Here is a 21,925-nt window from a genome sequence, read left to right on the forward strand (position 1 = left end):
TCATGATTTAATTTAAATTGTGAGAGCTAGCATTATGAATAAAAAGACTTTATTAGGCGCACTGATTGTTTCTTCACTGTCTACTGGCGTTATCGCAGCTGATCTAGATTGGTTCGCTGGCGCGGGTGTGGGTTATCAGGCTGATAATGTAAAGGGCATGTATAACGGCGAAGACGACGGCGCAACCTATCAGTTGCGTGGTGGTGTAATTATTAACAACAATCATCGAGTAATGGGCACCTATGCCTATATGGATGAACTTAGCCAAAATACCTTTTTAGCTTCTTATGACTATATTCACCCACTGAATGAAAAATTTAGCTTGTTTGCGGGTGCTTCTATGGGCGCAGCCGATAGCGAAATTAACAATCAAAGCTCAACAGAGTTTGTTTGGGGCGGCCAAGTAGGTGCTATTTACAACATCAACAGCAATTGGAGTGCCGAGCTAAGCTACCGTTACTTAGAGCAAGATTATGAAGAAGCGAACTTTAGTTTAAATGATACTCAGCAAGTTATGCTGTCAATTGATTACCGCTTCTAAACAGTTTTCTACTATTGGCTGAGCACGGATGCCAGCCTAGTGTTTTAATCAACGTCGTCTTTACAACGTCTGTTTCCCCCCTCTTTTTGCCATTTATTCTCATATCAATTGAATTGGAGTACGCCCTCATGGCTAGCCAGCTGTGTAAATTTGTGACCCTCAAACCCCTGTGGTTGTTTAGTTTGCTGTTATTGGTTGCTTGCAGCGCGCCGCCAAGAAATGCCTCTCAGCATTCAGAATTAATGTCACCTCTAGCAACCTCAGGCATTCGTTATTGGGATGGCGAAAGTAAAGAAATCACAGGCCACGACTTAGAGACCGAGTACCAACATATTTTACGCAGTCGAAAAAAAAGCAGAGCACAAGACCAAGATCAGGTGTATCACCTAGCGTTATCGGGTGGTGGGATTAATGGTGCATTTTCTGCTGGTGTATTGAATGCGTGGACAGCGAAAGGAAACCGCCCAGAGTTTGATTTAGTGACCGGTGTGTCTACTGGCGCGATTGTATCTATATTCGCTTACCTCGGCAGCGACTACGACCATATACTAAAAAAATACTATACCCAAACGAGCTTAAGCAGCCTGTTTGAAGTGAACAGTTACTGGAGCTTGTTGGGCGGTGAAGCGGTTTTAGATACTAACGGGTTTGAACGACAGGTTCGTAGTTATATTGATGCTGATATTGTTAGCCAATTAGCCAAACAACGCAGCGAGGGCCGGCTGCTAATTATTGGTACTACGAACCTTGATAATGAAAAGTTATCGATGTGGGATGTAGGAAAAATTGCCCAAGAGGGTAGCGATAAAGCCGTAGAGCTGATTCAAAACATTATTATTGCTAGCAGTTCGGTGCCCGGTGCATTCCCCGCTAAAAGCATTGTGATTGATGATGGCCATCAGCGTTTTGAAGAACTACATGTAGATGGTGGTGTTTCTCGGCAAGTATTTTTGGCACCACAATGGGCTTACCATAGTGACTATGTTAACGGGCTACCACAACATGTTTATGTGATTCGAAATGGTGCGTTAAAGCCTTTTTATCAGGTGGTAGAGAACAATCTTACCGACATTAGCTTGCGTTCATTATCAACCATGATTCGTAATCAAGGCATTGGAGATGTGGAGCATATTTATCACTTTTCTCAGCGTCATAATATGCGCTTTAAATTGGCATATATTGATGACGATTTTGAGTTAATTAAAGATGAGGCTTTTACTAAAGAATATATGAACGCTGTGTACGACTACGCATACCAAAAAACCATGAATGAAGGCCTTTGGCAAACCCTACCGCCTAGCTTACAGGCAAATTAAGCTTGCCTGTAACGGGGTTTATCGAGTAAACCGTATAGCATTTACCCATTTTATTTACTGTTAGAGGGGCGAGTAGCGCTAATACTAATTTATGCTTATAAAACGTAGCAAGGGAGAGTATCCTTATGGCTCTATTCGCTGGTCCTTTCTCGCTACATTTTGGCTGGCTAATAACTAACGTTTAATTAAGCAGTAAGGCAGTATGAGTCCAAAACAGCCCAATTCTTCGGCTAAAAAGCCAAGTCCTAAAAAAACGACTGCTAAAAAGCCCGCCAGTAAAGCCAAGCGATCTCCAGCAAAGAAAACCACCAAGCCACGCAGTGCTAAAAAAAACACCCCAAAAGTCTCTCTCGGTAAACGTTTATGGCGAATCGGCTGGAAACTGGCCGTAGTTGGTATTGTGGTGTTAGTGGCATGGGGAGTTGTATTAGATAGACAAATTCAGCAGCGTTTTGCCGGAGACAAGTGGCAGTTACCCGCTGCGGTTTATGGCCGTGAGCTTCAACTCTATCCAGGGCTTCGCTTAAGCCGAAAAGAGCTACAAGATGAATTAGCCTTACTTAATTACCGCAAAGTAAAACGGGCCAAACGTGGTGGTGAATATGCGGTATCTGAAACCAAAATTGAAGTGGTGCGCAGGCAGTTTGAATTTGCCGATGGGGTAGAGCCAGAATTGCCGATGTTGCTCACCTTTAGCCCATCACGTTTAGCTAAAATTCAGCATCGCGATAGCGGAGAAGAGATAGCCCAAACCCGACTCGATCCTGTATTGCTAGAGCGCTTAAATGTAACCGAGCAAGAAGACCGACTATTTGTGCCGCTTAATGAGATTCCAGAATCGCTAAAGCTCGCACTTATTCTCACAGAAGATCGTCAGTTTTATCAGCATGACGGTGTTTCACCTATGGCAATTGCTCGAGCCTTAGTGGTTAATTTACGGGCTGGGCGAACGGTGCAGGGGGGAAGTACCATTACCCAACAATTAGCAAAAAACTTCTTTTTAACCCGTGACCGTACTCTGTGGCGAAAACTGCAAGAGGCATACATGGCTCTGCTGATTGATTTTCGTTACAGCAAAGATGAGATATTAGAGAGTTACTTTAACGAAGTGTATCTGGGCCAAAATGGCAGCAACGCGGTACACGGTATCGGCTTGGCCAGTTACTTTTATTTCGGACGCCCCGTCACTGATTTATCGGTTGAGCAAGTGGCCTTGTTGGTGGCAATTATCAAGGGGCCGTCTTATTACGACCCGTGGCGCCGTGAAGAACGGGCATTAAATCGTCGTGACATTGTATTACGTATCTTGGCTGAAGAAGGCGAGATATCGGCAGAGCGCTACAAGCTGGCGGTTAAACAGCCTTTAGGCTTGAGCAAACGCGGCAGCATGGGTTACCAAAAAACGCCGGGCTTTGTCTCTTTAGTGCGCCGCGAATTAAAGCAATATGCTAACGACTGGAGCAGCCACAACGGGGTGAAAGTATTCACCACGTTGGATCCTTTGTCACAGCGCCACGCTCAAACTGCCGCGCAGTCAGTATTAGAGCAACTCGACAAAGGCAATAAAAAGCAGCTACAAACGGCGATGGTGATTAGTGAGCGCCATAGTGGAGCTATTCGTGCCTTAATTGGTGGCCGCGAAAAAAATAATCATGGATTTAACCGCGCGCTAGACGCGCGTCGTCAAATTGGTTCGCTGGTTAAACCGTTTGTGTATCTTACTGCCCTAGAGCAAGGCCACCAGTTAGGCGAGTTACTGGATAATAGCCCGCTCTCTGTTCCCTTAGATGACGGCACCAATTGGCAGCCCAACAACTACGATAAAACCTTTAGTGAGCCAGTAATGTTAGTGCGTGCTCTAGCCGAGTCGCTAAACGTGCCTACGGTTCGTTTAGGTCTCGAAGTTGGGGTTGATTCAGTCGTTGATACGCTTAAATTAGCGGGCTTGCAGGAAAATACTCGCGCTTACCCTTCGTTATTGTTGGGCAGTTTGAGTTTGTCGCCCTTTCAAATGGCGCAGTTATACCAAACACTAGGAGGCGACGGTGAATATCGCCCATTGTACGCGGTGCATCAAGTAAATGATGGCCACGGCAATGTATTGTATCGCGCCGATAGCAATGTTGAACGCCGATGGTCGGAAATGAGTAATTTCCTCACTTTATACGGGATGAGCCAAGTCACGCGCAGCGGTACTGCTCGTTCACTGAAATGGCGTATTCCTAAAGTTGATTTAGCCGGTAAAACGGGCACGACCAACGATTTAAGAGACAGTTGGTATGTGGGCATCGATCAGCGAGAAATCGTTACCGTATGGGTGGGCCGAGATGATAATAAACCTGCTGCTGTCACCGGTTCATCAGCAGCGCTACCAGTGTATGCTGCCTACTTAAAAACCTCTTACCCGCAATCGCTAAGAGCGATGCAACCGGATCAACTATCTTGGGTTCACTTTGCTAAAAGTAATGGCCATCCTACCTCGGCTGGCTGTGGTGAAACCCAATTATTGCCTGCACCAAGTAGCCAAGCAGAGCTGGCCGAAGGCTGTGTACAACACACTGCGACCAAGGCTAAAACCTGGCTACAAAGCATATTTAACTAAGCCGAATTAATCGATTAAGGACTCGTAATGTTACAAGCAAACCAAGCGCAAATAATGCTGCAACTGCAAGACAACATGAACGCTAAAGTGAATCCAGATTGGCTGGCTACGCGTTCACCGTTTTTACGTGCGGTTGTTATTGAAGGCGCGGAAGCCATTGAGCATCACGGCTGGAAATGGTGGAAAAAACAAGACTGCGACTTAGAGCAGTTACAAATGGAGCTAGTAGATATTTGGCACTTTGTATTGTCAGAGCTTTTACTACAAGAAAATGGGGAGCATGCACCCGCTCAGGCCCATGTTTTTGCCCATATCGACGAAACATCGCTAGAGTTTGATGGTAATACTTGGCAGTTCTCTGAACTTAACTTGTTAGAAAAACTAGAGTTACTCATTGGTTTAGCGGCGGCCAAACGTACTAGTATTGGTCTGTTCTCAGCCTTGTTGGCGGATTGCCAAATGACTTGGGTGGATCTGTACCAGCAATATGTGAGCAAAAATGTGCTTAACTTTTTCCGCCAAGACAACGGCTATAAGCAAGGCACTTATCGAAAAGTGTGGGGCGGTCGAGAAGATAACGAACACCTAGTGGAGTTGATGCTGGATTTGGATGCTACTAGCTTGAGCTTCCAAGATGATTTGTATCAGGCGCTACATCAACGCTACAGCCAATCTAAGTAATGTAGGCTTTGTTGCAAAATGGCGCATTGATGCGCCTTTTTTGTGAGCATTTGCAATACGCTAAACCACCTCTCCTCGCGCTTGTTTTAGATTATTTGTGAAATGCCCAGCAAAGCTAGTCAATTATTCTATTGGTATGCTTTTCAGCTACTTGCTTGTGGAATTTTTACTCTAAATTGGTTTTTAAGAAAAGCTGGCCTTGTTATTGCTCCTTATACTTTGTGTGGTTAAGTAGGTAATCACGCTTTCATAATCCAAGTAGTAGAGGTAAATATTATGGCTGTTTCAAGTTTTAGAGGTGCTTCAGGTGCGAGTTTTTGTCCAAGTAAGTCTAGTGATAAGCAAACCCGTAACAATGCTAAATAGTCGAGTAGTTGGTTTTCATCCACTATTCTAATAAAGCGCTTATTTCCGATGAGCGCTTTAAAATCCCCCCTATTGCTAATTTATTGTTAACTAAATCACACTTTTTTAGCTGAGTTAAGTTTCAGATAAATCTAGTATTTTTCCTCTTTGCGTCACTTTCTCCTCATTTTTTTCTCATTTTTGTGAAATAAGCCAGTAGACCACTGGGTCTTCTTGAACATGGCTGCGCAGTCTTGGATCATTACCAGGAGAATTATTATGAAAGCCGTTATTTCAACAGTGTTAAGTGTAGTGTTTGGATCTTTTTTAATGTTTAGCGCTGCTAGTCAGGCGGCGGTTGGCCCTTTAAGTGGGGCGCAAGGAAGCATGCAAATAGGAACCAGTGGAGTCGACCGTCATACCTGTCAGCGCGAAGCAATTCGTGGCGAAGTACAGTCGCCGTTTTGTTAAGCAGATAAAGTATTAGGAGAATGATGATGAAAGCCTTAACTACCAGTTTACTCAGTGTTGTGTTTGGTTCAGCTTTAATGTTTAGCGCTGCTAGCCAAGCCTCTTTTACTCCAGCCAATAGTGCTCAGGGCAGTCTGCAAATAGGTACTAGCGGTGTTGACCGTCATACCTGTCAGCGCGAAGCAATTCGTGGCGAAGTACAGTCGCCGTTTTGTTAAGCAGATAAAGTATTAGGAGAATGATGATGAAAGCCTTAACTACCAGTTTACTCAGTGTTGTGTTTGGTTCAGCTTTAATGTTTAGCGTTGCTAGCCAAGCCTCTTTTACTCCAGCCAATAGTGCTCAGGGCAGTCTGCAAATAGGTACTAGCGGTGTTGACCGCCATACCTGTCAGCGTGAAGCATTACGTGGCGAAGTACAGTCGCCGTTTTGTTAAGCAGATAAAGTATTAGGAGAATGATGATGAAAGCCTTAACCACCAGTTTACTCAGTGTTGTGTTTGGTTCAGCCTTAATGTTTAGCGCTGCTAGCCAAGCCTCTTTTACTCCAGCCAATAGTGCTCAGGGCAGTCTGCAAATAGGTACTAGCGGTGTTGACCGTCATACTTGTCAGCGTGAAGCATTACGTGGTGAAGTACAGTCGCCGTTTTGTTAGGTGAACAGATTTCAAAAAAGGCGATGTGAATTCACATCGCCTTTTTTGATCTGCTTGTTGGCTAGGCTAAGCAGTTGGTCGGCAACGATCACTAAAGCTAGGTTGCTCAAAGTAGTCGTTGAGCAAAGCTAATAACTCTGAGTCTTGAGTGTGTAATTGAGTATTGCTTAAGGCAATGGTTGGCAAACCTTTGCTAGTTGCTTGAGTCTTTGTGGGGCGAATAGTGGTTTCTTTTTGAAATGCTTCAAACATAACGAACTCCTAAATATTAGTTCGCGCCTAGAGGCGCTTTAGCGGTATTTGTTAGCCGCCCGCAAGTTGTTGATTAAATCGGCGGCAGAGGTAGAATTACATTTGGCCATCTGGATGTCTAATTATGTTTTGCCACAAGTCATAACTATTAGTTATTTATCGAGTTCTGAAAGAGTAAGATAGCCATTCTGCTTTTGTTTGGGCTGCACTACATGCTAAAACTGTTTTATATGCTGGTCGCTTGGCTATCAGTATTGTTAGGAACACTAGGTATTTTTCTACCTTTGTTACCCACTACGCCATTTATTTTGTTGGCGGTAGCCTTGTTTTCGAAAAGCTCACCGCGTTTCGAAGCCTGGTTACAACAGCACCCTACCTTTGGCCCCTTAATTAATGATTGGCACCAACATGGTGTAGTGAGCCTCAAAGCTAAATTAAGCGCTACACTAATGGTCACCATCTCTGCTGGATTAATGCTGTGGATGAATGTGCCTTGGATTGGAAGAATTGTTGCTGGTGTCTGCCTGCTTGCAGTAATGGTGTTTTTGTGGACTCGCCCTTCCACTAAAAAGCTGCTTCGCTAAGCCTCTCTTTTTCTGTCTATAATTCTTATTAAGTAATAAATTTAATATTAAGGTTGTTGATGCGCATACTGTTTATCGTTTGTAGCTTATTGTTGGCGAATAATGTTAATGCTGGTAATGGGACAGAAGTGTCTAATGTGAATTGCAATGGCACGTGGATCCGATCAGGTACCGATAAGCTTGAGTTGATAAGCGCTTGTGGCAAACCAGAATATGAAGAAGTAGTGAGTGGCGATAACTTCAATAAACTTGAAGGCGTATTGTATAAGATTAACGGCAAGAAATATGTCGTGTACTTAAAAACTGGGCAAGTGGTGAAAATAGAGTGGTTACGTTAAACCGCGCCCTTAGCGAGCGCGGTTTGATAAGCTTATTTTAGTTGAGAAAAACAGCGTTCTGCCGCCTCAATGGTGGCGTCGATATCCGCTTCGGTATGCGCATACGAAGTAAATGACGCCTCAAAAGCTGAAGGCGCTAAGTAAATACCTTCTTCTAACATCAAGTGGAAAAACGTCTTAAAGCGTTCTGCATCACAAGCACAAGCTTGGGCGAAGTTAGTCACACTTGTTTCTTCGGTGAAGAAGAAACCTAACATTGCGCCTACCTGATTTACAGTCAGTGGAATCGCTTGGCGATCAGCGGCTTCTTTCAGGCCTTTGGCTAAGCGTTCGGTCATTGCATTTAAGTGCTGGTGAACCGTTGGATCTTTAAGTGCAGTTAGCGCTGCTAAGCCAGCAGCCATCGCGATAGGGTTACCCGATAGCGTGCCTGCTTGGTAAACTGGGCCAATAGGCGCCAGTTTATCCATGATTTCTTTGCTACCACCAAATGCGCCTACCGGCATGCCACCGCCAATGACTTTACCTAAGCAGGTTAGATCTGGTTTAACGCCGTAATGTGCTTGAGCACCACCTAGTGATACGCGAAAACCTGTCATCACTTCATCAATAATGAATACCGCTTGGTATTTGTCACAAATCGCACGCAAGCCTTCTAAAAAGCCCTTCACTGGGGGAATACAGTTCATGTTGCCGGCCACAGGCTCAACAATAATACAAGCGATGTCTTCAGGATATTCTGCAAACAGTGCTTCTACCGAGGCTAAATCGTTGTATGTCGCAGTAAGAGTGTGTTGGGCAAAATCTGCAGGAATACCTGGTGAGCTAGGTTGGCCAAGGGTTAATGCGCCAGAGCCTGCTTTTACTAATAGTGAGTCGGCATGGCCGTGGTAGCAGCCTTCAAATTTTAATATTTTGTCACGGTTAGTATAACCGCGAGCCAAGCGAATCGCGCTCATGGTCGCTTCAGTACCAGAGCTCACCATGCGCACTTGATCCATAGATGGCACTAATTCACATACTAGGTTTGCCATGTCTATTTCAGTGGCAGTAGGCGCACCAAAACTTAAACCTTTGGCGGCTGCGTCAATCACTGCTTGGCGAATAGCGGGGTGGTTGTGGCCTAAAATCATTGGCCCCCACGACCCAACATAATCAATGTAGTTATTGCCGTCAGCATCATAAATGCGGGCGCCGTCGGCTCGTTCAATAAACACTGGCGTACCGCCCACGCCATTAAAGGCACGCACTGGAGAGTTAACGCCGCCAGGTATGGTTTGCTGGGCTTGGCTAAAGAGTTGTTCTGAGCGAGACATAAAGCATCCTTTAATATCAAAAATACTGGCCGCTTGGGCGCTAAATTGGGCTCACTATAGCAAACTATCAACGGGGGCTACATCTCTGGTTTGTTGCCGGAGATAAATCTGGGTAAACTGTCGTTTTTTCAGGGTAAGTGGGTAGAAAGTGGCAAAGCCGAAGTTGTTAGTGGTGAGTTTAATTGGCGCGTTAGCTTTAACAAGTGTTTATGGTTTATCGGTGGTCGTTGAAGAAAAAGACCAAATGATTAGCCAATTGCAACTGCGTTTAAGCAATGCCCTTGATAGCCAATCGGTTTTACAACAGCGTTTATCCATGGTGCAGCTAGAGCAAGATACTGGCTTAGCCGAAGTGGCTCAGCTTAAACGCAATATTGATGAGCTAACCCAGCAAAATGTAAGCATCACCGAAGAGTTACTGGTATACCGAACTATTATGGCGCCCGAGCAACAAGCTGGCGGCATGAAGATAGAGCAGTTACATATCGAGCCAATGCTTAGCCCTGGTTATTATCGTATGCAAGTGTTGCTGATGCAGGTTGCGCGCAATAAGCGTTGGTTAAAAGGCGATTTAGAATTATTGGTTATCGGAAGCCAAGACCAGCAGCCTGCTCAATACTCACTAAGCGAACTGCAGCAAGAGCCCGCTGCACTTAGCTTTAAGTTTCATTATTTCCAAGAAGTAAATGCCGACCTAAAGTTGCCGGATGGGTTTAAGCCGGAGCGCATAGAGCTTACGGCAAAAGTGAAAGGCAATAAGTGGAACAAGAAGGCCGAAATCGTTCATCAGCAAAACTGGCCGAACTAGGATAATACTTGAACAAATTACTCAGGTATTAGATAATCTGCGCTAGTTAACATATTTAAGGAATTGATAGTGTCAGAGCAAGCTGTAACTGAACAAGCCGCATTTCCGATTCAATTTACCGATGCCGCTGCATCACGTGTAAAAGAGTTGGTTGCTGAAGAAGAAAATCCAGCACTAATGTTGCGTGTCTATGTCACCGGCGGTGGTTGCTCTGGGTTCTCTTACGGATTTACTTTCGATGAAAAAGTAAATGAAGGCGACACCTTAGTAGAGAAGCAGGGCGTATCAATGGTTGTTGACTCAATGAGCCTACAATACTTGGTTGGCGGCATTGTTGATTTTACCTCAGGCTTAGAGGGTTCACGTTTCTTAGTCAACAACCCTAATGCGAATACAACCTGTGGCTGTGGGTCTTCTTTTAGTATTTAGATTTTAATAATAGCTAATGTTTGTATTGTTTTGTAAGCCACCGCAAGGTGGCTTTGTTGTTTCTTAGCCTTAGCACAGGCTTTGTAGCAAATTTGTCAGTAGTATTCTTGAAAGCATATAGATCAAAGGCTCTACCTAGTATACTGATTCTCTTACCATTGAATCGTCAACAGGGAGTGTTTGATTGTGTCTGCCGTAAAACAATTTTTTGCTGCTCGCCCATATATTTTTTCTATCATTATTGTTACCGCAGTCGTCTTATGGATGCTCTCTGGACAACTTAGCTCTGCAGAAAAAGTGCCACTAGATTCGACTAAAACCGAGCATCAACTTACTCGAGTACAAGTTAAAACTTTTACCGCTGAGCCCATCGAACGTAGCTTGCATTTATACGGTCAAACCGAAGCGCGTCGTCAAAGTGTTATTTCTGCTGAAGTTTCTGGTCGACTATTGGAATTTTTGGTTGCCGAAGGGCGCCCTATTAAAAAAGGCCAAGCCTTAGCCCGCCTAGATATTCAAGACCGTCGTTCGCAGCTATTACGCGCCGAAGCATTGCTTGAGCAGCGCACCATTGAATATGCCGGTGTAAAAGCCTTAAGCAAGCAAGGCTTCCAAGGTAAAGCGCGTTTGGCCGAGGCCAAAGCGTCCTTAGTTGAAGCTGAATCAATGGTAAAAACCCTTAATTTGGCGATTGATAACACCTTAGTGCTATCGCCTTACACAGGTATTTTTGAAGAGAACATTGTAGAAGCAGGTGCTTACCTAGGCATTGGTGACCCGATTCTTCGGTTAGCCGATACCCAACAGTTATTGGTACGCACCGACGTATCTGAGCGCGATATCTCCCAGTTAAAGTTAGATAAGAAAGCCTATGTGACCTTGGTTACTGGCCAAGAAGTAGAAGGCACTATCGATTTTATCGCCACCTTGTCTGATGCTAATACCCGAACCTTTAAAGTAGAAGTACTGCTAAAAAACCAAGACCAAAAACTGATGGCCGGCGTTAGTGCCAGTGTGCGTATTCCCTTAGAAGAAGTGGCTGCCATTAAAGTCAGCCCCGCTGTATTGGCCTTAGATGAGCAAGGTAACTTAGGCGTTAAAACGGTAGTGGACGACGTGGTGCAGTTTATCCCGGCGGATTTAGTGCGCTCAGACCCAGATGGTGCTTGGTTATCTGGCTTTACTGGCGATAACGACGTAATTGTACTGGGCCAAGGTTTTGTACGTGAAGGTGACAAGGTTGAACCGGTTACCAAAGCGGAGCTACTTGCCCAAGAGAGGCTTGAATAATGCACGCCTTTATTGAAGCGATTTTGTCGCGCACTCGTACGGTGCTGTCGCTGTTGGTGTTTTTGTTTATCGCCGGCATCATTACTTATAACAACATCCCTAAAGAATCGGATCCTGATGTAGAGATCCCGGTGATTTATGTGTCTATTCCGCACGACGGGATTTCACCGCAAGACGCCGAACGCTTACTGCTTCGCCCTATGGAGCAAGAGCTGCAAGGTTTAGAGGGCATTAAGGAAATGACCGCCACCGCCAGTGAGGGTCATGGCTCGGTGGTATTAGAGTTTATAGTTGGGGTAGACATCGACCAAGCCTTGTCCGATGTACGCGCTAAAGTAGACCAAGCTAAACCTAAATTACCAGCTGGCGGCGACGAACCTGAGGTGCATCAAGTGACTTTGGCCACTGAGCAACCAGCTATTACTGTGTTGCTGTCTGGCGACTTGCCACAGCGCGCATTGCTAACCATTGCGCGTGACCTGCAAGACCAAATGGAAACCATGAAGCAGGTATTAGAAGTAAACATTGGCGGTGACCGCGAAGACTTCTTAGAGATTATTGTTAACCCGCTGCTGATGGAGTCTTACGGGCTCGACCAAGCCGACATTTACAACTTAGTCAGCCGTAATAACCGCTTGGTTACCGCAGGCACTTTAGATACTGGTAACGGCCGCTTTGCAGTAAAAGTACCCGCGGTATTTGAAAACGTGAAAGACGTTATCGAGTTACCGATTAAAGTGGACGGTGACCGCATTGTGACCTTTGGAGATGTAGCATCTGCTCGCCGCACCTTTAAAGACGCTAGCACCTATGCTCGAGTAAACGGCAAACCAACTATCTCTTTAGAAGTGAGTAAACGCCCCGGCGAAAACCTGATTGAAACCATTGAACAGGTTAAACAGCTGATAGCCGACGAACGTAAGTTTTGGCCAGACTCGGTGATTGTGGATTACGCTGGCGATAAATCAAAAGACATTCGCACCATGTTGTCGGAGCTGCAAAACAACATTCTGTCAGCGGTATTATTGGTAGTGGTGGTGATTATCGCGGTAATGGGCGTGCGCTCATCCTTGTTGGTCGGCATTGCTATTCCGGGCTCATTCTTAGCCGGTATTTTGGTGTTATCACTGGGTGGTCTCACCATTAATATGATCGTTTTGTTCTCGCTGATTATGGCGGTGGGCATGCTGGTGGATGGTGCCATTGTGGTCACCGAGTTTGCCGATAGGCAAATGAGTGAAGGCGTACCACGGCACCAAGCTTACTCGCTGGCATCACAACGTATGGCATGGCCAATCATTGCTTCTACTGCAACTACCTTAGCGGCGTTTGCGCCGCTGCTGGCGTGGCCGGGCATGGTCGGCCAGTTTATGGGCTATTTACCGTTAACCTTGATTGCCACCTTAAGTGCTTCACTGGTGATGGCGTTGATCTTTGTACCTTCGCTAGGCAATATTTTTGGTCGCCCGCGTAAGCTAAGTGCTAAGCAGCAACAAGCGCTGATTAAAGCTGACCAAGGACAGTGGAAAGACCTACAAGGTTTAACAGGTGTCTATTTACGGGTATTGCATAAGGCAGTAAATGCACCGTTGCGCGTATTAGCTTTGGGCATTGTTATCGCCGTTGTAGTGATTATGGCCTACGGCAGCGCTGGTAAAGGCGTGGAGTTTTTCCCAGACGTAGAACCTGTTGGTTACAACGTGATTGTGCGCTCTCATGGCGATTACTCTACCGATGAAAAGCTACAAGTGATGTTAGAAGTAGAGCGTAGAATCGTTGAGCTTGATGACTACGACACCCTCTACACCAAAGTAGGTGGTGACCAATTAGGCGATATTCGAGTAAACCTTAAAGACTGGAATGAGCGCCGTCCAGCTAACGAAATCATTGAAGATATGCGTTCGCGCCTAGCGCCCATCGCTGGTTTAGAAATTGAGTTTCGCAAAGATAAAGCAGGCCCGCCAGCGGGTAAAGATGTGCAGCTAGAACTTAGCTCTCGCTTTCCTGAGCGCTTAGAACCTATGGCGAAAAAGATCCGCACAATGGTGGACGATAATCCGCACTTTGTTAACGCCGAAGACTCTACCACCAAGCCAGGCATTGAATGGCAGCTTAAAGTTGATCGCGCAAAAGCGGCACGTTTTGGCGCCGACGTCACGCTGTTGGGTAATACGGTACAGTTTGTTACCAATGGCTTGAATATTGGTGATTACCGACCCGATGATGTGGATGACGAGCTAGAGATTCGTGTTCGCTTTCCTGAAGAAAACCGCAGCATTAGCCGCCTAAGTGAACTACGGGTTAAAACGGGATACGGTTTAGTGCCTATCACTAACTTTGTTTCTTTAGAGGCTAAGCCTAAGCAAGACGTGATTAACAAAGTGGATGGCCGCCAAGTGATTACGGTTAGTGCTGATATGGCACCAGGGCAAAACCTAAGTTTAGAGTTGCCGCTATTACAAGAGCAGCTTAAACAACTTGAGCTAGACCCATTGGTTGAGGTGAAGCTTCGCGGCCAAAACGAAGACGAACAAGAAACCATGGACTTCTTAGGTAAGGCCTTTATGGTGGCGTTGTTTGTTATGGGGCTTATTTTGGTTACCCAGTTTAATAGCTTCTACCAAGCTTTGCTTATCCTGTCGGCGGTAGTGTTTTCTACCATTGGGGTATTGCTGGGGCTGTTAGTGGCAGGGCAAGCCTTTGGCATTATTATGAGTGGCTTGGGGGTCATTACCTTGGCGGGGATTGTAGTGAACAACAATATTGTATTGATTGATACCTACAATGTATTACGCAGGCAAGGTATACCGGCGCAAGAAGCCATTATGCGCACTGGTGCTCAACGTTTACGCCCAGTAATGCTAACTACCATCACCACTATTTTGGGTTTAATGCCGATGGTGTTGCAGCTGAATATTGATGTATTCGAACGCACGATTGAAGTGGGCGCACCCTCTTCACAATGGTGGTCACAACTGGCTACAGCTGTAGCGGGGGGGTTAAGTTTTGCGACTTTGCTGACTTTAATCCTAACCCCTTGTTTATTGATGTTAGGCGCTAAGTTTAGCCGCAAAGATAAATACGCAGAGCTTGAAGAAGCCAAAGAGCAAGAGATGTTGGGAGCGTAAGTAATGGTGTTAGGTTTTGCCTGATGACAGCGTACTTTTCTTTGTTTAGCCAAAGAAAGGTACGCAAAACAAAAATACCCTGCCCCAAAGTTTGGTTAACAATGGTGATTCTAATGTCATATGAAATGTTAGTGGGTTTACATGTATTAGATGACGATATGTACCAGCAGTACCGTGATGCGATGAGGCCGATTCTCTCAAGTTACGGCGGCGGGTTTGGTTACGACTTTAAGGTGTCTGAAGTATTACGCCCTGAAGAGAATAGTGACATTAACCGTGTCTTTACTATCTATTTTTCTGATGGTGCTGCAAAAGAAGCTTTTTTTGCAAACCCTGAATACTTAAAGGTGCGAGAACACTATTTCGAAGCATCAGTTGCTAGCACAACTATCATCGCTAGCTATGAGAAAAGTGTTTAACTTCCCCACTACTCATTCGCTTAGTCAAATGAATAGATAGTTCACAGCCTTACATATTGAGCTCAATAAAAGAGAAGGCTATCGGTTTAAGCACCTTCTCTTTATCATTTTCAAAACCTTAATTAAGCTCTGAGTTCTTCACTTGGACCAAAGAATTCAAAATGAATTTGACCTTCCGGTACACCTAATTGTTTGGCAATGTTGAAGGCTGCCACCATAAACGGCTTAGGGCCTAATAAATAAAACTCTACATCTCTGTCTTCAGGTAGCTGAGAAGCTATAAGTTCTGGCGTAATAAAACCCGTAGCGTGGGCTTGGCAGTTATCACTTGGCTGGTTGTAAACATAGAGCGGCGTGAGGTTGCTTCGAGTAGTGGCAAGCTGATCAACATGGTCTTTAAAGGCATGGGCGTCACTGTTTAGCGCTGCGTGAATAAAGCGTATCTCTCGCTCACCGTTGGTTGAGGCGTTAAGCATACTAATCGCAGGCGTAATGCCTACGCCGCCAGTGACCAGCACCAGAGGTTTATTGTTGTCGCGCAGCACAAAATCGCCGCATGGCGCCAGCAACGATAGGCTTTGCCCTAGTGCTAGTTCATCGTGCAAATAATTAGAGACCAAGCCTTCGCTTTCGCGTTTTACACTGATCCGCAGGTATCCTTTGCCTGGTGCATCTGAAAGGCTGTAATTACGGCGGACTTTTTGGCCCTTAATCTCTAATACCAAGCTAATAAATTGGCCCGCGGTAAAGTCTGGCAGCTGGCCCTTATCGCTTGGCTTAAAGTAAAAAGAGCTAATTACGGAGCTTTCTTGCTGTTTTTTAACCAGAGTAAATTCCCGCTCTCCTCGCCACCACCCCGGGTTTTGTTCTTTCCCTGCGTAGATGCTTTCTTCGGCATCAATCAGTATTTTGGCTAGTTGACCATAGGCTTTACCCCAAGCATCTATTATTTCTGGCGTGGCGGCATCTCCTAGTACTTTAGCAATGGCTTGCAGCAGGCAGCTACCTACAATGTCGTAATGGGCAGGCTGAATATCTAATGAGCAGTGTTTTTGAACAATTTTGCTGACCGCCTCACTCAAATTGCCTAGCTCGTCTATGTTGGCGGCATAGGCGACAACGGCATTAGCAAGTGCCTTAGGTTGGCTGCCTTTTGCTTGGTTAGTTTGATTAAAGAATGGAATAACTTCAGGGTGTTGTTTAAACATGAGCGGGTAAAAACAAGCGGTAATGTTGTCGGCATTTGCTTTTACTGCGGGAACGGTGGCTTTTATTATGTTTATTGTGTCTGTATCTAACATTACCTATTTCCTGTTGTTCTATGTATTAACGTGCTGTTAGTACACATAGCCAGAAACATGCCAGGGTGGGAAACATTGATTTAAATCAATTTATTGCATGAATGTGTCATTGTGACTCTTCATTTTTGAGGTCTTAATGACTCCTTTCTGTCTTTTTTATTGATGTGCAAAGTTTGCTGTAATGCTGGGGTGCTAGAGTATAGCGCTGATAATATTGCAGATTGAGCATTGCTCTTGAAGGACACACTGCACCGAACATATCTCCTTATCTTGTTGTCTCTTGCGGCTACATTTTTAGGTTGCTTGATATTATCCCAGCTATTCGGCTGAACTCCTTTAGCTCTTCATCACTTAAATTCTGCTTCATCTTTATACTTACTTTGCTCTGTGTATCGGCGATAAGCGCGGCTAGCGCTTGGCCTTCCTCAGTTAGTGATAAAAACTGGCTTCTTTTATCTTCTGGGTTGGCGGTTTTTGTTAGCCAGTTATTGCTAATCATTTCTTTAACTAGGCGAGCAATCTGCGCTTTGTCTCTTCCCAAAAATTGAACAATGTCATTGGCCGTGCAGGCTTCTGAGTTGTGAATATAGCTTAAACATTTTACATGCATGCTGTTTAAACCTAACTCGTTAGCTTTAAGTGCGGAACGCATGGTTAAGCGGTATGAATGTGCAATGCTGAAAATGGTATTGGAAATTGAATGGCTATCCATAGATCCTACTTTGATATTTTGTTGACAATGTCAACTTAGTTGAACTATAGTAGACCTTATCAACTTAATTGATGTTGTTCAAGCTAAAGAAGGAAACACTTTGAAGCCAAAGATGCGAATAACCCATGTTTCTAATATTGTTGAGCTTTCGCCACACTTGCGCCGAATAGTGGTAACAGGCGATAGCTTAGGTGACTTTCCTATTGGTAAAGAAGGCGCTCATGTAAAAGTAGTTTTGCAACAAAGTACCTCAAAAGATCCCATACTGCGTTCATATACTATTCGCTCTTTTAGTGCCGAAACCAAAGAGCTCGCTTTGGATTTTGTGGTTAATCGCCATAGTGGGCCAGCGACCGACTGGGCCAAAAATGCAAAGGTGGGCGACAGCCTCGGTATCGCTGGGCCAGGGCCAATGAAAATGACTCAGTATCAGCATGATAGCTACTTGCTAGTGGGCGACATCACGTCGCTAAATGCGATTAACGGCTATGTGCCACGGTTTAATAAAAGTGCCGAAGTAAACGTGGTAATTAGCGTACCGACTCGTGCCGACATTATCGAAATGGATTACCGCAACTCGGTGCATACCGAATGGTTTGTTGAAGATGAAGCCATTGGCACGTTAGAGCAAGCTGTCTTTGAGCGGGCTAAAAACATGCCTCTAGATACCCAGGTATTTTTGGGGCTTGAAGCGAGAAGTATTCGCGCATTACGTTCGGTTCTGCAGCAAGATATTGGCTTTGATAGATTGAATGTTTCGGCAGTAGGGTATTGGAAACAAGGCGTAAATGCCGACCGCTTTGGCGCTCAGAAGAAGGCTCAGCCTCTGTAAGATTGCTAGATGACTTAAGACCACAATATTGAGATGAGGACGAATACCGTGAAAATTGCAATAACCGCCGCTAACGGCCAGCTAGGCTCTGCAATCGCTAAAGCGACTATCGCTTTATTGTCGAAAGAAAACGTCGTGGCACTGGCCCGTACCCCAGAAAAAGCCGCCGCTTTGGGCGTAGAAGTTCGCCCTGGTGATTACAATAACCAAGGCCAATTAGAGCAGTCTTTACAGGGTATTGACGCACTATTGCTGGTATCTGGTATGGACGCGCCAGATAAGCGCATTGAGCAACACCGAAATGTTATTCGTGCAGCCAAGAACGCAGGTGTTAAAAAGATAGTGTATACCAGCGTACAAGGGGCAGAACAGGGAACGGCTTTTTCACCGGTGATTCAAAGCAATCGCCAAACCGAGCAAGATGTGCGAGAAAGTGGCCTAGATTGGGTGATTGGTAGAAATGGCATCTACATTGAACCTGATATTGAATATCTAGAAAACTACAAGAAGTTAGGGGTAATCGCTAACTGCGCCGGTGACGGGAAATGCGGCTATACCACGCGTTCCGAATTAGCCCATGCTTATGCATCTATGCTCAGTGATGATAAACACAATGGCAATACCTATAACTTACATGGCGAGGCGCTTAGCCAATACGACTTAGCGGAGTATTTTAATCGTGCTTTCAACACCACGCTGCGTTACACCCCCATGTTGGTTGAAGAGTATAAACAAGAGCGAATTGCTGAACTGGGTGAGTTTATCGGAACAGTAATTTCAGGTATTTATGACGGTATTCGCCAAGGCGAAGCGGATAACCCAAGCCATTTCTTAGCAGCAACGGGTCGGCAGCATCAAGCTTGGGATGATTATTTTTCCATTTTAAACAAACCTTTATGATTAAATGACTTAAGGTGCAGTTAAAAACTGGATTGGCTTACTCTTAATATTTAGTTGATTGGAACAACTAAATGTGCCAACATAGTTGTCGCAGTCAACTATGTTGGCAGCGCAGCCCGTCTCACACGCTTATTCGCTATTTTACTAAGTTCATCTCGTTTGGAGAAATTGTGCCGATTCATCGTTCTATTAATCACGCCTTGCGAGATATTCGCCTGAAAACACGAACCAAAATGATGGCTGAGGTAAAGCGCCAACAGGTGGACTTTTCTCCCCTAGAGCACAAGGCAATGAGCGATATTGCAGCCTGCGAAGGCGCCTCTCAGCAAACGCTAGTTGTGTCGATGAGTAAAGACAAAGCGCAAATAGCGCGGGTAGTAGCCCGTTTACTGCGACAAGATCTCATCACTAAGCACGGCAATCCAGACGATAAGCGAGCAGTATTGCTGGCCTTAACTGAACGTGGGCAGCAGTTGCTAGCATGTTTGGACAAAGTGGAAATGGAGATCGTTAACGACATGCTGGAGGACTTTAGTGAAGAAGAGTCTCAGCTGTTTTGCTCGTTGCTGCATCGAGTTAATCACAACTTAAAGTAAGCATTGTCTGAATCAATGAACTAAGCCTTCTTCGCGTTAACGCTTGTGCGTTGTTTCCTCCCCTGTACTAAATGTAGTTTGGAGTAGTACCTTGAAAAAAGAGCAACCCTTTTTAGGGAAAACGGGCACCTTGCTATTTTTAGTGGTGATCAGTGCGTTTCCGCCCTTAACCACTGATCTCTATTTGCCCGCTTTGCCACAAATGGTCGATATTTTTAATACCAATCAAACCATGGTGAACTTAACGCTCAGTGTTTATTTTGTTACTTATGCCGTTGGTCTTCTATTTTGGGGGCCGTTAAGCGAAAAGTTTGGCCGCAAACCTATCTTGCTTGTGGGCATGGCGATCTATATTTCCGCCAGTATTTTATGTGCCCTTGCGCCTAATATTGAAATGCTGATTGGAGCTCGCTTAATACAGGCATTTGGTGGCAGCGCGGTGACCGTGGTGGCTACCGCCATTGTTAAAGATCTTTACGATGGTAGAGAGCGTGAAAGAATAATGGCCACCATTATGTCTTTAGTGATCATTGCCCCTATGGTGGCGCCGGTACTGGGGGCGTTTTTGCTTAAGATTGGTTCTTGGCGCATGATGTTTGTGGCTTTAGCCATTTTTGGTGGTTTGTCTGCACTACTCGCCATTGGCTACCGAGAAACTCTAGACACGCGCTATACCGGTTCTATTGTTCGTTCTTGGGGGCGCTTAGCGGTAGTAATGAAAAACCCTCGATTCACTTCATTACTGGGGATATTTTCTATTCCGGCCATGGCAATGATGGCGTTTTTGGCGGCAGGGTCGTACATCTATGTCAATGGCTTTGGCCTTACCGAGCAAGAGTTTAGTTATGCATTTGCATTCAATGCTTTGTTAGCCTCATTTGGGCCACGCATATACATGAAACTGTCTAAGCACATCTCTGTTCAAACGATAGTGATGATGTGCTTTGGTTTATTGGCACTATGTGGCGTGCTAATGCTTACCGTGGGGCATTTATCACCTTGGCTGTTTGCTATGCTTGCTGGCCCTGCCACTGTTGGGGTAATTGGTATGCGTGTACCTGGCACCAATCTAATGCTTGAACAACAAGAGAGTGATACCGGTTCGGCGGTGGCAATTATTCAATTTTTTGCGATGATGTGCGGTTCGCTGGGTATGGTATTGGTGTCGTTACGGCCTGAGTCTTTGATTGAAAACTTAGGCACTATTCAGTGTGTAATCGGCTTTACGGGCGGGGCTTTATGGCTATTGGTAAGAAACCGTTCTTATGTAACCGACACTATCTCTGAGCTAAGCCAAGAAGCTTAATTCGCGGGATAAAACCCGCCCAAAATAGCCGGTTTACTGGCGCCAGTTACCGAGCTGGCGTTGCCGGTTTGTTGCTGCACAAAGCAGCGGGCAAGCCAGGCAAATGCCATGGCCTCTAAGGCTTGTTCTGGTATGCCCAATGCCGAGGTTCTACTCAGCGTGAGTTTGGGTAAAGCCTTGGCTAACAACGCCAATAAAAAGCCATTGTTATCACCTCCACCACACAAGTAAACCGTACCTTTTTCATAGTTTAACAACTGCTGAGCAATACTTTGGCTGGTTAAATGGTGCAGGGTGCATTGAATGTCTTCTGGCGAGGCCATAGAAAACTCAGGCCGCGTTAAAAAGCTATCTAACCACGTAAGGTGAAAATGTTCACGACCAGTGCTTTTGGGGGCGCTTAAACTAAAATAATCATCGCTTAGCATCTGCTCTAGTAAACAAGGTATCAGCGTGCCGCTGCGGCCCCAGTCACCGTTGTCGTCGTAATCTAAACCGGTAGGGTGATAGCGCTTAAAGTGTTGGTCCAATAAGGTATTGCCGGGCCCAGTGTCATAACCCAGTAACTCTTGTTCGGGAACAAGAGTAGTAATGTTAGCAATGCCACCAATGTTTAGGATGAAACGGGGCTCACTAGGGTGACTAAACATTGCTTGGTGAAAGGCTGGTACCAAGGGCGCTCCTTGGCCGCCGAGTGCCATATCTTTGTTTCTAAAATCGGCCACTACGTCTATTTGGCTTTGCACCGCAATGTGGCTTGGGCTGCCTATCTGCAAACTAAAACTTAGCTCAGGGAAGTGGCGAATGGTTTGGCCGTGGCTACCTATGGCGGTGATGTTATCGGCACTTAAGTCGGCAAGCTGAATGGCTTGATTCGCGGTATCGGCAAATAAGCCAGCAACTGCCACGCTAGCCGATGCCATGTTGGCTAATTCGTTCTCTGCTGGGCTACATAAGCCGTGTAATTGGCGGAGTAATTTAGCCGGAATAGCTTGCTGGTGGTGAGCCAGTAGCTTAGGGGGCGATTGGGCAAAATCCACTACCACCGCATCTACGCCATCCATACTGGTGCCAGACATTAATCCTAGATAAATATCACTCATT

24 protein-coding genes are annotated in these 21,925 nt (G+C 45.3%); 19 read left to right on the forward strand and 5 right to left on the reverse strand.

Annotation, left to right across the window (positions count from 1 at the left end; genetic code table 11):
* Window positions 1-34 precede the first annotated feature (34 nt).
* The 8 genes from Q4592_RS08635 (at window position 35) to Q4592_RS08670 (ending at window position 6,610) form a co-directional block, all read left to right on the forward strand.
* Window positions 35-541, forward strand: coding sequence for an outer membrane beta-barrel protein (locus tag Q4592_RS08635; protein WP_303511981.1), 507 nt, complete (start codon window positions 35-37; stop codon window positions 539-541).
* 128 nt (window positions 542-669) lie between these two features.
* Window positions 670-1,857 carry a patatin-like phospholipase family protein gene (locus Q4592_RS08640; RefSeq protein WP_303511983.1) on the forward strand — a complete coding sequence of 396 codons (1,188 nt, stop codon included), beginning with the start codon at window positions 670-672 and terminating at the stop codon, window positions 1,855-1,857.
* A gap of 202 nt (window positions 1,858-2,059) precedes the next feature.
* A complete protein-coding gene (gene mrcB / locus Q4592_RS08645; protein ID WP_303511985.1) occupies window positions 2,060-4,459 on the forward strand; it encodes a penicillin-binding protein 1B in 2,400 nt (799 codons plus the stop codon).
* Between the two features lie 27 nt (window positions 4,460-4,486).
* Entirely contained in the window at window positions 4,487-5,140 is a 654-nt protein-coding gene (locus tag Q4592_RS08650; protein WP_303511986.1) for a dUTP diphosphatase, read from the forward strand.
* 624 nt (window positions 5,141-5,764) lie between these two features.
* Window positions 5,765-5,956 (forward strand): hypothetical protein, encoded by a 192-nt coding sequence (locus Q4592_RS08655; RefSeq protein WP_137673973.1) that lies wholly within the window; start codon window positions 5,765-5,767, stop codon window positions 5,954-5,956.
* A gap of 26 nt (window positions 5,957-5,982) precedes the next feature.
* The gene (locus tag Q4592_RS08660) at window positions 5,983-6,174 is read left to right on the forward strand and encodes a hypothetical protein (RefSeq protein ID WP_303511987.1); all 192 of its coding nucleotides are present in this window, start codon (window positions 5,983-5,985) and stop codon (window positions 6,172-6,174) included.
* A gap of 26 nt (window positions 6,175-6,200) precedes the next feature.
* Window positions 6,201-6,392, forward strand: coding sequence for a hypothetical protein (locus Q4592_RS08665; protein ID WP_303511988.1), 192 nt, complete (start codon window positions 6,201-6,203; stop codon window positions 6,390-6,392).
* Between the two features lie 20 nt (window positions 6,393-6,412).
* Entirely contained in the window at window positions 6,413-6,610 is a 198-nt protein-coding gene (locus Q4592_RS08670) for a hypothetical protein (RefSeq protein WP_235836231.1), read from the forward strand.
* Window positions 6,611-6,676: 66 nt separating this feature from the next.
* On the opposite strand, the gene Q4592_RS08675 is transcribed toward Q4592_RS08670, so the two are convergent.
* Complete coding sequence (locus tag Q4592_RS08675; protein WP_303511990.1) at window positions 6,677-6,862, reverse strand: hypothetical protein; 186 nt, start codon at window positions 6,860-6,862, stop codon at window positions 6,677-6,679.
* Window positions 6,863-7,074: 212 nt separating this feature from the next.
* Here Q4592_RS08675 and Q4592_RS08680 point away from each other — a divergent pair, with 212 nt between their 5' ends.
* Both Q4592_RS08680 and Q4592_RS08685 read left to right on the forward strand, forming a co-directional pair.
* Window positions 7,075-7,446: a YbaN family protein gene (locus Q4592_RS08680; protein ID WP_137673975.1), complete on the forward strand. Its 372-nt coding sequence runs from the start codon at window positions 7,075-7,077 to the stop codon at window positions 7,444-7,446.
* Window positions 7,447-7,505: 59 nt separating this feature from the next.
* Window positions 7,506-7,784 (forward strand): hypothetical protein, encoded by a 279-nt coding sequence (locus Q4592_RS08685; protein WP_303511992.1) that lies wholly within the window; start codon window positions 7,506-7,508, stop codon window positions 7,782-7,784.
* A gap of 32 nt (window positions 7,785-7,816) precedes the next feature.
* On the opposite strand, the gene hemL is transcribed toward Q4592_RS08685, so the two are convergent.
* Window positions 7,817-9,100 (reverse strand): glutamate-1-semialdehyde 2,1-aminomutase, encoded by a 1,284-nt coding sequence (gene hemL / locus Q4592_RS08690; RefSeq protein WP_303511994.1) that lies wholly within the window; start codon window positions 9,098-9,100, stop codon window positions 7,817-7,819.
* Window positions 9,101-9,248: 148 nt separating this feature from the next.
* Between hemL and Q4592_RS08695 the strand changes: the two genes are divergently transcribed.
* The 5 genes from Q4592_RS08695 to Q4592_RS08715 all read left to right on the forward strand — a co-directional run bounded on the left by Q4592_RS08695 (window position 9,249) and on the right by Q4592_RS08715 (window position 15,174).
* Window positions 9,249-9,908, forward strand: a complete 660-nt coding sequence (locus Q4592_RS08695) for a DUF6776 family protein (protein ID WP_303511997.1) — start codon at window positions 9,249-9,251, stop codon at window positions 9,906-9,908.
* Window positions 9,909-9,977: 69 nt separating this feature from the next.
* Window positions 9,978-10,337, forward strand: coding sequence for an iron-sulfur cluster insertion protein ErpA (gene erpA, locus Q4592_RS08700; protein WP_137673979.1), 360 nt, complete (start codon window positions 9,978-9,980; stop codon window positions 10,335-10,337).
* 186 nt (window positions 10,338-10,523) lie between these two features.
* Window positions 10,524-11,627: an efflux RND transporter periplasmic adaptor subunit gene (locus Q4592_RS08705; protein ID WP_303512000.1), complete on the forward strand. Its 1,104-nt coding sequence runs from the start codon at window positions 10,524-10,526 to the stop codon at window positions 11,625-11,627.
* Complete coding sequence (locus tag Q4592_RS08710) at window positions 11,627-14,755, forward strand: efflux RND transporter permease subunit (protein ID WP_303512002.1); 3,129 nt, start codon at window positions 11,627-11,629, stop codon at window positions 14,753-14,755. Before Q4592_RS08705 ends, Q4592_RS08710 begins: the two co-directional genes overlap by 1 nt.
* 113 nt (window positions 14,756-14,868) lie before the next feature.
* On the forward strand, window positions 14,869-15,174 hold the full coding sequence (locus tag Q4592_RS08715) for a DUF1330 domain-containing protein (protein ID WP_303512003.1): 306 nt from the start codon (window positions 14,869-14,871) through the stop codon (window positions 15,172-15,174).
* A gap of 122 nt (window positions 15,175-15,296) precedes the next feature.
* Here the strand turns inward: Q4592_RS08715 and hmpA are convergent, their stop codons facing one another.
* Both hmpA and Q4592_RS08725 read right to left on the reverse strand, forming a co-directional pair.
* Window positions 15,297-16,475 carry an NO-inducible flavohemoprotein gene (gene hmpA, locus Q4592_RS08720; RefSeq protein ID WP_303512004.1) on the reverse strand — a complete coding sequence of 393 codons (1,179 nt, stop codon included), beginning with the start codon at window positions 16,473-16,475 and terminating at the stop codon, window positions 15,297-15,299.
* A gap of 286 nt (window positions 16,476-16,761) precedes the next feature.
* On the reverse strand, window positions 16,762-17,187 hold the full coding sequence (locus Q4592_RS08725; protein WP_303512007.1) for a MarR family winged helix-turn-helix transcriptional regulator: 426 nt from the start codon (window positions 17,185-17,187) through the stop codon (window positions 16,762-16,764).
* 100 nt (window positions 17,188-17,287) lie between these two features.
* Between Q4592_RS08725 and Q4592_RS08730 the strand changes: the two genes are divergently transcribed.
* From Q4592_RS08730 to Q4592_RS08745, 4 genes are all read left to right on the forward strand, one after another.
* Window positions 17,288-18,019: a siderophore-interacting protein gene (locus tag Q4592_RS08730; RefSeq protein ID WP_303512010.1), complete on the forward strand. Its 732-nt coding sequence runs from the start codon at window positions 17,288-17,290 to the stop codon at window positions 18,017-18,019.
* 48 nt (window positions 18,020-18,067) lie between these two features.
* Window positions 18,068-18,919, forward strand: a complete 852-nt coding sequence (locus Q4592_RS08735) for an SDR family oxidoreductase (protein ID WP_303512011.1) — start codon at window positions 18,068-18,070, stop codon at window positions 18,917-18,919.
* Between the two features lie 71 nt (window positions 18,920-18,990).
* Entirely contained in the window at window positions 18,991-19,515 is a 525-nt protein-coding gene (locus tag Q4592_RS08740) for a MarR family winged helix-turn-helix transcriptional regulator (protein ID WP_303512013.1), read from the forward strand.
* 91 nt (window positions 19,516-19,606) lie between these two features.
* On the forward strand, window positions 19,607-20,821 hold the full coding sequence (locus Q4592_RS08745) for a multidrug effflux MFS transporter (RefSeq protein ID WP_303512015.1): 1,215 nt from the start codon (window positions 19,607-19,609) through the stop codon (window positions 20,819-20,821).
* Here the strand turns inward: Q4592_RS08745 and Q4592_RS08750 are convergent.
* On the reverse strand, window positions 20,818-21,924 hold the full coding sequence (locus Q4592_RS08750; protein WP_303512017.1) for an anhydro-N-acetylmuramic acid kinase: 1,107 nt from the start codon (window positions 21,922-21,924) through the stop codon (window positions 20,818-20,820). The genes Q4592_RS08745 and Q4592_RS08750 overlap by 4 nt on opposite strands.
* Window position 21,925: the final 1 nt, after the last annotated feature.

The organism is Agarivorans sp. 1_MG-2023, from assembly GCF_030548385.1.
In the GTDB taxonomy this organism is placed as follows: Bacteria; Pseudomonadota; Gammaproteobacteria; order Enterobacterales; family Celerinatantimonadaceae; genus Agarivorans.

Excerpts from the sequence above, each read along its gene's own strand:
- Q4592_RS08635 (WP_303511981.1), top strand. The coding sequence starts at position 35 with ATGAATAAAAAGACTTTATTAGGCGCACTGATTGTTTCTTCACTGTCT.
- Q4592_RS08685 (WP_303511992.1), top strand. The coding sequence starts at position 7,506 with ATGCGCATACTGTTTATCGTTTGTAGCTTATTGTTGGCGAATAATGTT.
- Q4592_RS08740 (WP_303512013.1), top strand. The coding sequence starts at position 18,991 with ATGTGCCAACATAGTTGTCGCAGTCAACTATGTTGGCAGCGCAGCCCG.
- Q4592_RS08640 (WP_303511983.1), top strand. The coding sequence starts at position 670 with ATGGCTAGCCAGCTGTGTAAATTTGTGACCCTCAAACCCCTGTGGTTG.
- Q4592_RS08665 (WP_303511988.1), top strand. The coding sequence starts at position 6,201 with ATGAAAGCCTTAACTACCAGTTTACTCAGTGTTGTGTTTGGTTCAGCT.
- Q4592_RS08715 (WP_303512003.1), top strand. The coding sequence starts at position 14,869 with ATGTCATATGAAATGTTAGTGGGTTTACATGTATTAGATGACGATATG.
- Q4592_RS08750 (WP_303512017.1), bottom strand. The coding sequence starts at position 21,924 with ATGAGTGATATTTATCTAGGATTAATGTCTGGCACCAGTATGGATGGC.
- hmpA (WP_303512004.1), bottom strand. The coding sequence starts at position 16,475 with ATGTTAGATACAGACACAATAAACATAATAAAAGCCACCGTTCCCGCA.
- Q4592_RS08655 (WP_137673973.1), top strand. The coding sequence starts at position 5,765 with ATGAAAGCCGTTATTTCAACAGTGTTAAGTGTAGTGTTTGGATCTTTT.
- Q4592_RS08725 (WP_303512007.1), bottom strand. The coding sequence starts at position 17,187 with ATGGATAGCCATTCAATTTCCAATACCATTTTCAGCATTGCACATTCA.
- Q4592_RS08650 (WP_303511986.1), top strand. The coding sequence starts at position 4,487 with ATGTTACAAGCAAACCAAGCGCAAATAATGCTGCAACTGCAAGACAAC.
- Q4592_RS08660 (WP_303511987.1), top strand. The coding sequence starts at position 5,983 with ATGAAAGCCTTAACTACCAGTTTACTCAGTGTTGTGTTTGGTTCAGCT.
- Q4592_RS08710 (WP_303512002.1), top strand. The coding sequence starts at position 11,627 with ATGCACGCCTTTATTGAAGCGATTTTGTCGCGCACTCGTACGGTGCTG.
- Q4592_RS08680 (WP_137673975.1), top strand. The coding sequence starts at position 7,075 with ATGCTAAAACTGTTTTATATGCTGGTCGCTTGGCTATCAGTATTGTTA.
- Q4592_RS08670 (WP_235836231.1), top strand. The coding sequence starts at position 6,413 with ATGATGATGAAAGCCTTAACCACCAGTTTACTCAGTGTTGTGTTTGGT.
- hemL (WP_303511994.1), bottom strand. The coding sequence starts at position 9,100 with ATGTCTCGCTCAGAACAACTCTTTAGCCAAGCCCAGCAAACCATACCT.
- Q4592_RS08675 (WP_303511990.1), bottom strand. The coding sequence starts at position 6,862 with ATGTTTGAAGCATTTCAAAAAGAAACCACTATTCGCCCCACAAAGACT.
- mrcB (WP_303511985.1), top strand. The coding sequence starts at position 2,060 with ATGAGTCCAAAACAGCCCAATTCTTCGGCTAAAAAGCCAAGTCCTAAA.